Raw genomic sequence first — 12,712 nt, 5'->3', positions numbered from 1 at the left:
AGTTTCCGCTCGCTCGGAGCTCACGGCGATTTCTCCGGCTCCTCGAGTGAACACCCATCGGAAACATCGATTCGATAACGGCCCGTCCCGGATCCGGGTGATGCATTCGGACAGAACCACGAGCACCTTCGACGAAGGAGAACCTGTGCGCGGACCTGCCTTACGGAGTGGCTCCCGGCCCGGGAACGATCGGGCCGACTCGGTGTTCCGGGAAGCGTTACGCCGCCTCCCCGGAGCGCAGAAGTCGGCCGTTGGAGCACCCGCGTACTCCAGGTTCATCAACCGCAAGGCGGGCGGTTACCTCGCCGCAGCGGCCTATCCGGCCGGGTTCACCCCTAACCAGGTGACCACCATAAGCGCGGCGTTCACGTTCGGTGGGATCCTCGCGTTGGCCGCCGTTCCCCCTTCCCGCACACTGGGTGTGATCGTCGCGCTGGCCCTGCTGCTCGGCTACGCGCTCGACTCCGCGGACGGGCAGCTTGCCAGGCTGCGGGGTGGTGGAAACCCGGCCGGGGAATGGTTGGACCACATCGTCGACAGCGCGAAGATCCCCACGTTGCACCTTGCCGTGCTGCTTTCGACGTTTCGGTTCGGGGACACGGCGAGCGCGTGGTTGTTGGTTCCGCTCGGTTTCGCGGTGACCGAAAGCGTGTTGTTCTTCGCGATGATTCTCAACGACCAGTTGCGGCGCGCGCGTTCGAACCCTGCCGCCGCGCTGTCGACGAATTCCACGACACCGGGAATCACCAAGTCATTACTGGTCGCACCGACCGACTACGGAGTGCTGTGCTTATGTTTCATTCTTTTGGGTGACAGGATTCCTTTCATCGCGGTGTACACGATGTTGTTCACGGCACATTTCTGTTTCGCCTGCCTGGCACTGCCGAAATGGTTCCGCGAGATGCGAGCGCTGTGCCCACCGGAATCGGGGCGGTGAGCATGCCGGTGATCGGATACGCGCCCGGTGCCTACGACATGTTCCACATCGGCCACCTCCGGATTCTGCAGCGAGCGCGTTCGATCTGCGACCGGCTCGTCGCCGGTGTCGCCACCGACGAGATGATCCTGCGCGCCAAAGCCAGACACCCCGTCGTTCCGTTCGAGGAACGACTTGAGATCGTCGCTAGCATCCGGCACGTGGACAAGGCGGTGGCCGATCCCTATCTGGACAAGTTCCTGGCATGGCGAAGGGTCGGTTTCCACGTGCTGGTCAAGGGCGACGACTGGAAGGACACCGAACGAGGCGAGGCATTGGAGAGCAGACTGGGTTCCGTGGGAGTCAGAATCGTGTACTTCCCGTACACCGCACACGTGTCCAGCACCTCCCTCCGTGACCGGATCTCGGTGCCCGACCGCCCTGGCGGTTGACCGGCAGTCCGGTTCCAAGGAGGGCCGCCGCGAGCAGACCCGACGACCCGATGAGGCCAACCCGACATGTTTCCGCTGGTTCCGCGCACGGAAAAGCACCGAAACCGACTCGTCATCACCGCCGGAGCGGTCCTGCTGTGTGCCGTGGCCGTGCTCGCGGGAGTCCTGGTACGGATCAATTCCGGTACCGCGGAACCGGTGGACAGGCATCCGCTCCCCGACGCCTCCCCGCTCCCCGCCGTTCCCGGGACGAACGCACCGGTCCCCCCGGACGCGCTGTTCGTGGCCACCGACGGCTCCGACGATGCCGCTGGCACCAGGGACGCACCGCTGCGCACTCTCGGCGCGGCCGTGGACAGGGCCGACTCCCCCGAGACGATCGTGCTCCGGGAAGGAACGTACCGGGAGAGCGTGGGAATCGTGCGCGAACGGTTGCGGATCAGATCCTTCCCCGGTGAGCAGGTGTGGTTGAAAGGCAGTGAGATCGTCTCGGAGTGGACCCGTACCGACGGGGGGTGGCTGCACCGGGACTGGTCACCGGGTTACTGCCGGGACTGCTACCTGCCGAAGATAATCGATTCACGGCATCCGAACGCCGGCCTGCCCGACATGGTCTTCCTGGACGGGAAACCGTTGCGACAGGTGGCGGAGCGCGGCGAGCTCACCCCGGGGACCTTCTACGTCGACACCGTCGAGGACACCCTGCTGTTGGGATCCGATCCGACGGGCAGCACCGTCGAGGCGAGCGCGCATCCGTGGCTGCTGCAGTTCGACGGCCCCCGGGCGGCGGGCAGCAGCCTGCACGGTGTCGGGATCGCGCATTACGCCTCCCGCCAGGAGTACGGCAGGAGAGGAGCGATGGTGGTGGTCAACGCCGCCGATGTCGTGCTGCGCGACAACGCGTTCGCGTGGTCGGCCTCCAGCGGGGTGGCCGTGTTCGCCCCGAACGCCGAAGTGGACGGCAACATCATCGTCGACAACGGCCTAGTGGGCCTGATGTCGAACAAGGCGCACGGCGTACGAGTGGTGGACAACCGGGTGTCGCGGAACAACAGGGAGCGGTTCGCCCTGTCCGGCCCCGCCATCGGGGCCGGTGGCGTGAAGATGACACGCACCAGCAAAGCGCTGATCGAGCACAACTCGTTCGTGAACAACATCGGCACCGGCTGGTGGTGCGACCTGGGCTGCGCCGACGCGACGGTCGTGCACAACACCGCACGTGACAACGTCAAGCACGGCTTCTACTACGAGGTATCCTCCCGCGCGCTGTTCGCCTCGAACCTGGCCTCGCACAACGACCGGTTCGGTGTGAAGATCTCCAGCGCCGACCACATCGGCTTCTTCAACAACACCTTCTGGCGAAATCACGGCTCCCTGGGGATATACAACGATCCGCGCCCCCCGTCCTCCGATCCCTACAGTCACCAACTGGGCCAGAGCTGGATCACCGCAGAAACCGAAATCGTGAACAACCTCTTCGCGGGGACCGCTCACGACGAACCGTTCATCAGGATGGGGGGCGACAAAGCAGCGGACGTGAGCACTCCGGCTTTCGTGTCACGTGGTGACGGCAACGTCTACCTGCGGAATGACGAGCCCTACTTGGCGGAGTGGTACCACGGTGACGACCGGAAAAGCCGTTTCGAGTCACTGGCAGAACTGAACGAGGCAACCGGACAGGGCGAACACAGCATCTCGAAGCGCACCGAACGTCATCCGTTCCGCGCACCGGACAGCGGTGATTTCGGGCTGCGTGACGACGCGGTGGGTAACAGGGCAGGACGCCCACTACCGGGGGATGTCGCCGAGGAACTCGGGGTGCGGGCGTACCACCGTCCGGACGTGGGCCTGTTGACCGCTCCCGGAGCCCGCGGGAGCTGAGCGGACCGGCCCGGCCCGCCCGGAGGCGGACCGGGCCGGTGACAGTCGCTCACCAATCCGTACTGCCCCGTGGCGAACCGATGGCCGCCCCGTCGGCGTCGACGGCTCTGATCCAGTACTCCGTGCTCCCGTCGGGAGCCTGGGTATCGGTGAACCGCATGGTGGGCAGCGACCACGGCCAGGACTCCTTCGTCACCGTGTGGATCGGCTCGGACTCACCGACCCGCACCACTTCGTAACGAATGGCACGGTTCTGGGCGTCCCAGGTTCCGGTCCACTCGATCGTGACGTCCCCGCTGGGCCACTGGCGCCGCACCTCCGGAGCTCGGAACGGCACCTGGGGACCGTTGTTGATCGCTTCCGGCACCGAACGCGCCGCGAACCGGGTCAACGACTGCTGCCGTGTGCCGTTGACAGTGGTGAACTCACCACCGACGACGACGTAGTCCGAATCGGCTTCGATCGCCCACGTCCCGTTCTCCCAGGGGCTGTCCGCCGGGCCACCGTTGGTGTTGGGCAGCCAGGGCAGCAACGCGGGAACCGGATCTCCCTCGGTCACGTGGTTCGAGTCGGCAACCGCCGTACCGGCCACGGCCGTGCTCTCCGCGCTCAACCGCTGGTAATCGATGGCCCCGTCCTCGGGAAAAGCCCCGAGTGCGGCACAGGAGTGCGTGTGGGATGCCGCGTAGACCACTCCCTCGGACACGGCGACCGACTGGGTATCGCCGTAACACCCGTCCATCCAGACAGTGGCACCGTTGTCGATGCGTACGGCACCACGGCCCTCGAAACGAGCGGCGCCGTCGGCGTTCCAGTTGTACGCGCCGAAATAGGCACGGCCGTTCCCGTCGGTGTCGATGTCGGTGACCACGTCCTTCGGGGAGGGAGCCTGCCACTGCCAGGAGACGTTCGCACCGGTGGTGTCGTCAACGGCCATCAGCGCGGAGTGGGACTGCCCGTTGACATTGTCGAAGGCACCGCCGATGAGCGTGCGCTGCTGTTCCGGCACTGCCGATATGCTGTGGACAGTCGCGTCGACGGTGGGATTCCACGGCAGCAGTTCCCCCGTGGTCGACACCGCGCCCAGCCTGGTGCGATCGGTGCCGTCGACGCTGTCGAAAGCACCCCCCATGTAGACGGTGTCCTCGGTGACCGAGAGAGCCCGTACGCGACCGGCCACCGTCGGGTCGAACCCGTCCACCAGCGTACGGTCGGCCGCGTCGAAGGACGCCACCCTGGAACGCCACCGATCGTTGATCCGGTCGAAGTCCCCCCCGACGTAGACCCTGCTCTCGTCAGGGGCGGCGGTGACGTTGAAAACCGTGTCGCATCGCCAACGATTCTCGCCGAGCGAGTCGCACAGCGTACCGGGATCCGCGCTGGATTCGAACGCTGTGGAGGTCACCGAGGGGGACCAGTCGAGCAGCTGCCCGGTCCGGATGTCGAAGGCCAGCAGGTTGTCCCTGTTGACCTCGCCGGCACCTCCCGGAGATACCCCGGCGGGACGGGCCTTGCTGAAGTGACCGCCCGCGTAGACGGTATCGCCCACGATCGCCATCGACAGCACGATCCCGTTCGTCTGCGGTGTGGGCAACGCACCGGCCGTAACCGGCTGTGGTTGTTGCTCGGCGGCCCCCGCCGGAGCGGTCAACAGCCCCAGCCCGAGGATCCCGACAAAAGCCGCGCCAACTCTTCGGCTACGACGTAACATCTCACTCCTTTCTGTCCGGTTGACTCCGCCGCGGTTCGGTACGGCCGGTCACGGCGCGACCGAACAACCGCGACACCTTTTCCCTTACCGGGAAGACTCGACGGGCACACAACCGCTCCGCCAGTTCCGCGTAACCGCGGGCCACGACGTCCCAGTCGTAGTTCCCCCGCAGCGCGGAGAGCTGTGCGCGCCCACGATCCATCGTGTCCTGTGGAAACTCCTCGGCACGGTCGAAGCATTCGGCCAACGAAGCCGGATCGGTGAAATAGACACCGTGCTCCCCCAGCACTTCCCGGTTGAACGGCACATCGTAGGCCGAGGTCGCGGTCGCGGCCCCCATAGCGCGCAGCAACGACGGGTTGGTGCCACCGACCGAATGCCCGTGAACATACGTGAGCGCGTTCGCGTAGAGCTGGTCGAGGCCCCGCTGATCCCAGACCGACCCCAGCAGCCTCACCCCGGAACCGCGCGCCGCGAGCCTGCGGACGTGCGCGGTGTAGGAATCCGCGTAAGGAGCCGCCCCCACGATCACCAGCGGGTGCACCGCACCACTCCGGAGATAACCGGCCACCGCGACGTCCACGTGGTTCTCCGGTTCGAAACGCGCCACCACGAGGTGGTACTCCCCTGCCCGCAGTCCGTGTTCGGACAGCGTGTCGGCACCGACGGTGTCCAGCACGGGAGCACCGTAGGGGATGTATTCCGTGCCGACGTCGAACCGCTGCGCGTAGTAGTCCTGGATCCCCCGGGAATCGGCGATGAGCGCGTCGGAACAGCGAACCGCCAGTGCTTCGGCCGCCCGGTAGTAACGGGACCCGAGCCTCCCCCATTTGGCACGTTTCCACTCCAAGCCGTCGACATGGGTGACAACCGGCACCCCACGAGCTCGCAGCAAGGGCAGGAACGGCGCGTTCGCGGCGTTGAAAACCACGGCCACATCCGGTGGATCCCGCAACAGGTGTCCCACCGAGACGCCGGTGTGACTCAGCGTCTCCAGGGTTTTCCTGCGGAGGGCGGGCAGCCGGACCAACCGCATTCCCCGGTACTCGGGGCTCCGTTCGATCTCGTCATTGCCGTTGCGGCAGTACACGGTGACTTCGTGGCCCAGCCGAACCAACCGGGCCCCCACCTCCTCCACGCAGGTCTCGAATCCACCGTATCGCGCGGGAACACCCCGCGTACCCAACATCGCTATGCGCATCGCCGTCCAATCGAATCGCGCCTGTCCGCCGTAGTTCGGCAATCAATGGTGCGGGCACTGTGACCGCTGTATAAGCTCGCGGTATCAGTTCGTTACCAGATCTCCTCCGAGACGCGCTCCTCGACTCGTCCCCGCTATCGCGATCCCGCGATGTCCGAACGGCCGGTTCCCGGCACCTCGGGCAGGACTGGTAGAACCCGTTCCGCAAGACACCCAAGCCGAGGATTTCCGTGCTCGACTATCGCCACTTCCTTGCCGACGCATCCGGTTTCCGCTCCGATCGGGACACGATACGACTGACCGTGTGCGCACTGGCGTTCATCATAGCCAGCGAGTACGAATTCCGACTCCGCGATCAGGACCAATCCATCTCGGGCAATCCGGACCTTTTCGTGCTGCTCGAGATCGCCACCTACGGAGTGGTCGCCTGCTGGTTGTTCCTGCGGTTCCGTCCCACGCCGAGACTCACGACTGCCCACTGGACGACACTGGCGGCTTACGCCTACGTCGCGGTGCTCTTCTTGTCCACAGTGTACTCTCCGTATTTCGAGATGGCGCTGGTGCGATCCTGCCAGATGGCGATCATCCTGGCGCTGACGCGCACGACGGCGCGGCACTCGGATCGCGCGAGCATGCACTTCTTCGCGCACGCCTACAGTGCGCTGATCACGGTATCGGTGATCTTCGGAGTACTTGTCCCCTTCCCGCGCAGGGAAAGCCAGCCGGATCGGTTCACCTGGTTGCACCTGCACCCCGTCGCCGCGGGGCAACTACTGGCGATCGCCGTGATCGTGCTCGCGAGCTACGTCATCGGCAGACGCAACACCAGGACCGGTCCGCGCTGGCCGCTGGGGATCTATCTCGGCATGCTGACCGTCTGTTCCGGCGGGCTGATCGCGACGAACACGCGGAGCGCGGCACTGGCCGCCGCCGTCGGTTCGATTGTGGCGCTGTGGATCAGGTGGCGGGGAACCCGCAGGCTGGAGATCACGGCTTTCCTGTCGGTCGGCGTGTTGACCGTGGTGCTGGCCGCCGCCCCGGCCATCGCCGGGTTCTTCACTCGCGGGCACTCGATGTCGCGGCTGCTGACCCTCAACGCCCGTACCGAACTGTGGGGCTACGCCCTCGAAGCCTTCGCCCAACGGCCGTTGTACGGCCACGGTCTGAGTGCCACTCGCGGGCTCTTCCTCGACGAGATGGGACTCGGCGGCGGTCACAACGCCGTGATCAACCTGCTCGTGAACACCGGCCTGCTCGGACTGATCGTCTGGTCGGCGTTGGTGATCGGTATATTCGTCAACACCACGCGCGCCAAGCGGCTGAGACCGGAACCGCGGGCGGACCGCACCCTCATCATCTCGGTCACCTTGGGCATGCTGGCCAACTCGGTGTTCGCCGAAGCCCTCGGTGCGCCCGCCAACGCATCGGCCGTGTGGCTGCTGGTGCTCGCGGCCTGGGCCGGGATGCTCCGAGCGGAAACGGAACCCGCGGACAACGGGAATCCCGCGGCCACCCGCTAACAGCGTCGAGCCCCTCGACCTCCACACCTCCCGCGACGCCGGGACAGCCACGATGGGAGCAGCGATGACCCGTTCACCGTTCGAAAGCCCCGTTACGGCCCGGAAGACAGCGGCGGTGTTTCGGAAGGCCGTCCGTGACCGCTTTCGGCCCCACGACCATCGGAACCACTCGCCGAGCGAACTGCTGCTGGTGCACCCGTCCGCCGAGTTGTACGGTTCCGACCGCGTGTTCCTCGAATCGGTGCGAGCGCTGACCGGGGCGGGGCACCGTGTGCTGGTGGTACTGCCCCAGCGGGGTCCACTCGTACCGTATCTGCGACGCACCGGAGCACGGGTGCACCACTGCCCCACGGCGGTGTTGCGGAAAAGCGTGCTGCATCCCACCGGCCTGCTCGGTTTTCTGCGGGACGGTCTTGTCGCGCTACCCGCCATGCTTCGACTGCTGTCCCACCGTTACGCGGCCGTCTACATCAGCACGATCACCGTTCCCACCTGGACGTTACTGGCAGCCGCGCTCGGGCACCGCGTGGTGACGCACGTGCACGAGGCCGAGGACACCCAACCGTTACCGGTACGTGTCGGGCTGACGCTTCCACTGCTGGCCTCCCGCAGTGTCGTGGTCAACAGTCGTGCCGCCGCCAGTGTGCTGCACCGAGCGATTCCTCGGCTGCGGGACCGGACCAGCGTGATCTACAACGGGGTCGCCGGGCCCGGAAACCCCCGCGTGGACACCGGGAACACCCGACCGGGACGGCTCGTCCTGGTGGGCAGGCTCTCGCCGCGCAAAGGCACGGACACGGCGGTGCGGGCACTCGCGCTGCTGCGGGAACGGGGACATCCGGTCACGCTGGATCTGATCGGCTCCGTCTTCGACGGTTACGAATGGTTCGAACGTGAGATCGAGCGGCTGGTCCGTGCGCACGGACTGTGGGACTCGGTCCGACTGCACGGCTTCGACTCCGATGTCTGGCACCACTACGCCGAAGCGGACATCGCCCTGGTGCCCTCCCGGTTCGAGCCGTTCGGCAATACCGCGGTCGAGGCGCAGCTCGCCGGACTGCCGGTGGTGGTCACCGACGTCCAGGGACTCCCCGAAACCGTCGGCGACGGCAGCCGCGGCCACATCGTCGAAGCCGACGACCCCGAGGCTCTCGCGGACGGCGTGGAACGACTGCTGATCGACTGGCCGGGTGCGTTGGAGCTCGCGGAGCACGCCCGTCACGAGGCCGCCGCGCTGTTCGCCCCGGAGCGCTACCACGACTCGCTACGAAAAACGATCAACGAGCTCACCGCACCCGGGACCGACGGTCGTCGTGTCCCGCGAAGGGCCCTTCGGGTGCGAAGGCGAAACCGGTGAAACGTTCACCCATACGACGGTGAGCGGCGGAATCCGGATGGAGCTCGTCGGGTAGTGGTAGTTCGGCGTAATCGGTCGGGCCGTAGAGTTCACGTCCGTCCAGGTAGTGCAACCTCGGATCCTCCGCCGCCCGCTGCGCCACGATCCCGGCCAGTTCGGCTCGAATCGTTTCCAGCGTGAGCTTCCCGTTCGCCCGTTCCGCCGGGTCCCCGGTGGCGAGGAAGCGCAACCGTCCGAGAGCGGACTCGGTGAGGTCGGGGGCGCTGGGTCCCGGGGTGGCCTCGTGGATCGGGCAGTGGATGGGTGAGACGACCAGCAGCGGAGCGTCGGGATGCCCTTCCCGGATGGTGTCGAGGAAACCGTGCACCGCGGGTGTGAAGGCACGCAGCCGCATCAGATCGGCGTTGACCAGGTTGATGCCGAGCTTGAGGCTGATCAGGTCGGCCGGAGTGTCGCGCATCGTTCGCGCGGTGAACGGGTCGAGCAGCGCGCTGCCGCCCATTCCCAGGTTGATCAGGTCCACCCCGGCGGTGTTCGCGGCGAGCGCGGGCCAGGTCGCGGTGGGACTCGCGGCGTTGGAACCGTGGCTGATCGAACTGCCGTGGTGCAACCAGACGGCACGCTCCGATTCCGGGGACGGCTCGACAGGGGCGTCAGTGCGCAGGGACACGAGTTCGGTGGTCTCGTCGTGCGGTAACCAGATCTCGAGGTCCTTCACGCGTTCGGGCAGATCGGTGAAGCGAAGGGTTCCGACCGCTCCGGTATGCCGCTGGACGTCACCTGTCGTCATGTCGATTTCGAGGGTGTCGCCCCCGCTGACATGGGACTGCTCCACCAGCGAGCCGTCGACGAGCAGGTCGTAGATTCCGTCCGGTCGAGGCGGCGCCCCACGGTAGATCCGCTTGGTCGGCACGGTGTCCAGCTCGACAGTAGTGGCTCGGGTGCGCAGGGCGAGCCGAACGCCGGAGGGCTGGCTCTCGGCCATGGCGAGTTGCCCGTCACCGCACTGGGCGAGTGCCCTGGCGGGCAGCCGATGCGGTAGCAATCCGCGTTCGGTGTGCTCCGTCTCGACCGCGCCGCGCAGCAGATTCGCGGTGAGAGGTGTGTCGATCGGGGTCGGCTCGTCGTGCATGGTCTCTTCCTGTCGCGTGTTGATGGCCGGGAGCCGTCGGTACGCCTCGGGGGCGCGAACGCGGACGGGGTTCAACTCCCCCGCTGTGAGGGGTCGTGCTGTGAGGCACCGGGTTGTGCGGCACCGGGCCAGTTCCGCAGCAGGGCATCGAGAACTTCCACGATTCGTGCCCAGGATTGCCCGCTGTCGGGAGCGCTGTGGCTGAATCCGCCCTCCAGCTCCAGACTGACGTAGCCGTGGAAAACACTGCCCAGCAGTCGAACCGCGTGTGTCTGCTCATCGCCGGTGAGGTCGTAGCCCCGCAGGACGGAGCGCAGGAGCCGCGCGTGCCTGACTCCGGCACTCGCTGCCGCCGTCTCCGGATCGAGCCGGTAGCGGCTCGCGGCGTAGCGGCCGGGATGCTGCCGAGCGTAGTCACGGTAGACGTCGGCGAAGGCAGCCAGGGCATCCCTGCCCGCCCGTCCGGCCAGTTCGGCAGCGGCACGATCGGTGAGCTCCTCCAGGGCGAGCAGCGCGATCCTGGTCCTGAGGTCGTGCGAGCCGTCCAGGTGTGAGTACAGGCTCGCGACCCTGACACCGAATCGCCTGGCCAGCGCGGAGACCGTCACCTGCTCGAAGCCGACCTCGTCGGCCAGCTCCGCCGCTTCACCGATGAGGCGTTCCGCGCTCAGCCCCGCTCTCGGCACAATTTCCCCCTCGTCCGCAATACACCTAAAGGTACTATACAAAACTCTAAAGCTTTTAGGAAATTTGCGCACAGTCGTCCGGCGGGGCGGGAGCGGCCCGACCACTCACCGTCAGTAGGCTCCCTCCCTGGACATCACAGCACGCACCGTCTTCCAGAGGATCATCCCGTCCAACGTCAGTGACCAGTTCTCCACGTAACGCAGATCCAGCCGCACGCTCTCCGCCCACGAGAGGTCACTCCTGCCGCTGACCTGCCACAGTCCGGTCATCCCGGGACGCACCAGGAAGCGACGGTGCATCTCCGGCTCGTAGGACTCGGTCTCGTTCGGTAGTGGCGGCCGCGGCCCCACCAGTGACATGTCACCGACGAGAACGTTGACCAGCTGCGGCAACTCGTCCAGGGAGTAGCTCCGCAGCACGGAACCGAGACCGGTCACCCTGGGATCGCACCTCGACTTGAACAGCGGCCCGGCTCCCTCGTCGGTGAGCTCACCATCGGAGGGTGAGGCATCCGCGCCGGTGACCATCGTCCGGAACTTCAACATGGTGAACACGTGGCCGTTGTGACCGACACGTCGTTGCCGGTAGAAAACCGGCCCCGCGCTGTCCAGTTTGATCCCCGCGGCGATCACGAGCAGCAGGGGAGACAACACCAACAGCAAAAACAGTGCCCCTGTTCTGTCCATAACGGACTTGACGAACAGCCGCGGCCCGGTCAGCACCGGCTCGCTCAGCCGCAACAGCGGCATGCCGAGCACTTCGGACACGTGCACTCTGGGACCGGCGATGTCCATCAGCACCGGAGCCACCACCATCTCGGTGGCGGTACCCTCCAGTTCCCAGGACAGCCACTGCAGCCGTTGACGTGTCCAGTAGCCGTCGGCACTGATCATCACCGCCCGGTAGGCATCCAACCGCGCCTGTCGGGCGACGTCGCCGAGGTTTCCCACCACCGGAACGGAGTCGATCTGGTCGACCTCCGCACCACTTCCCGCTCGTCCCGTGGTGCACACCGCGCGGATCTGCCAACCGAGGTGGGACTCCCGCCGGGTACGCGCGATCAGATCGCGCAGCGCTTCGGGATCCCCCGCCGCGATGACCGGAAGCATACAGCGCCCCGCGGCCCGCTTCCGATGCAGCAGTTTGCGCAGCACGTAACGCTGCAACAAGCACAGCACGGCGGCCGAGGGCAACACGGCGAAGATCCAGCCCCGCAACTGACCGACACCGGCGGCGACCGCCCCGAACGCCAACAGCACGGCAGCGGTCAGCAGTGCCCTGCCCAACCGGTGGAACTCCTCGGCTCCCTGCCCGAGGATTCGATGGTCCCAGGCCGGAACCAGGGCGACGAGCAGCGCGGCGGCGGTGACGGCCGCGAACAGCACCGTCCGCCACGGATCGGAAGGTGCCGAGATCACGGTGCCACCCGCCACGGCCAGCCCCGTGGCGGTCACATCGCCGAGAGCCACCAACGAGCGGTAACGACGCTCCCACGGCAACACCCGAGCACTGTGCGACCGCGGCGAGCCATCGCGGCGCGCGTCGCGCCTCACTTCGGTGGTTCCGACACCGGAAGCCTCCGGGCCCGAACCGCCCGCGGCGGGAATCTTCTGCCGTAGCTCGACGGGGTGTTCCCGCTGCCGCGAGGATAACCGCATTCGTACTCCAACTCACCGCGAACGCACGGGCCCATCGGCCCGCGGAACCCCGCGGATTCCTTCCTCACGGGAATGTTCGACTTGCTGTTCTCCCAGTTTTTCGAGCATCTTTCATATCACGTTACATCCAGCACACTCGTGCGATCACGGAATATTCGCTGCGCACGGCGCGATCGATGCGAGCGCACCGAATGTTC

General features: G+C 66.4%; 10 protein-coding genes. 5 read left to right on the top strand and 5 right to left on the bottom strand.

Annotation, left to right across the window (positions count from 1 at the left end):
• Nucleotides 1-145: 145 nt before the first annotated feature.
• The 3 genes from J2S53_RS01350 to J2S53_RS01340 all read left to right on the top strand — a co-directional run bounded on the left by J2S53_RS01350 (nt 146) and on the right by J2S53_RS01340 (nt 3,249).
• The gene (locus tag J2S53_RS01350; protein WP_456239402.1) at nt 146-937 is read left to right on the top strand and encodes a CDP-alcohol phosphatidyltransferase family protein; all 792 of its coding nucleotides are present in this window, start codon (nt 146-148) and stop codon (nt 935-937) included.
• A gap of 2 nt (nt 938-939) precedes the next feature.
• Entirely contained in the window at nt 940-1,368 is a 429-nt protein-coding gene (locus tag J2S53_RS01345) for an adenylyltransferase/cytidyltransferase family protein (RefSeq protein ID WP_130469377.1), read from the top strand.
• Between the two features lie 66 nt (nt 1,369-1,434).
• Nucleotides 1,435-3,249: a right-handed parallel beta-helix repeat-containing protein gene (locus J2S53_RS01340; protein ID WP_456239401.1), complete on the top strand. Its 1,815-nt coding sequence runs from the start codon at nt 1,435-1,437 to the stop codon at nt 3,247-3,249.
• Nucleotides 3,250-3,298: 49 nt separating this feature from the next.
• Here the strand turns inward: J2S53_RS01340 and J2S53_RS01335 are convergent, their stop codons facing one another.
• A complete protein-coding gene (locus J2S53_RS01335) occupies nt 3,299-4,960 on the bottom strand; it encodes a hypothetical protein (RefSeq protein ID WP_456239400.1) in 1,662 nt (553 codons plus the stop codon).
• 1 nt (nt 4,961) lies between these two features.
• The gene (locus J2S53_RS01330; RefSeq protein ID WP_456239399.1) at nt 4,962-6,161 is read right to left on the bottom strand and encodes a glycosyltransferase; all 1,200 of its coding nucleotides are present in this window, start codon (nt 6,159-6,161) and stop codon (nt 4,962-4,964) included.
• 230 nt (nt 6,162-6,391) lie between these two features.
• On the opposite strand from J2S53_RS01330, the gene J2S53_RS01325 reads away from it, so the two are divergent.
• Nucleotides 6,392-7,681 (top strand): O-antigen ligase family protein, encoded by a 1,290-nt coding sequence (locus tag J2S53_RS01325; protein WP_456239398.1) that lies wholly within the window; start codon nt 6,392-6,394, stop codon nt 7,679-7,681.
• A 64-nt stretch (nt 7,682-7,745) separates the two neighbouring features.
• Complete coding sequence (locus J2S53_RS01320; RefSeq protein ID WP_456239397.1) at nt 7,746-9,038, top strand: glycosyltransferase; 1,293 nt, start codon at nt 7,746-7,748, stop codon at nt 9,036-9,038.
• Here J2S53_RS01320 and J2S53_RS01315 read toward each other — a convergent pair.
• The 3 genes from J2S53_RS01315 to J2S53_RS01305 all read right to left on the bottom strand — a co-directional run bounded on the left by J2S53_RS01315 (nt 8,968) and on the right by J2S53_RS01305 (nt 12,515).
• Nucleotides 8,968-10,170, bottom strand: a complete 1,203-nt coding sequence (locus J2S53_RS01315) for a GDSL-type esterase/lipase family protein (protein ID WP_456239396.1) — start codon at nt 10,168-10,170, stop codon at nt 8,968-8,970. The two genes, J2S53_RS01320 and J2S53_RS01315, sit on opposite strands and share 71 nt — an antisense overlap.
• 71 nt (nt 10,171-10,241) lie before the next feature.
• Nucleotides 10,242-10,856, bottom strand: a complete 615-nt coding sequence (locus J2S53_RS01310) for a TetR/AcrR family transcriptional regulator (RefSeq protein ID WP_456239395.1) — start codon at nt 10,854-10,856, stop codon at nt 10,242-10,244.
• Between the two features lie 111 nt (nt 10,857-10,967).
• Nucleotides 10,968-12,515, bottom strand: a complete 1,548-nt coding sequence (locus tag J2S53_RS01305; protein WP_456239394.1) for a sugar transferase — start codon at nt 12,513-12,515, stop codon at nt 10,968-10,970.
• Nucleotides 12,516-12,712 lie beyond the last annotated feature (197 nt).

This window comes from Actinopolyspora lacussalsi (assembly GCA_030803735.1).
GTDB lineage: Bacteria > Actinomycetota > Actinomycetes > Mycobacteriales > Pseudonocardiaceae > Actinopolyspora > Actinopolyspora lacussalsi.
The sequence above is the reverse complement of the archived record's forward strand: the minus strand, read 5'-3'. Positions and strand labels throughout refer to the sequence as shown.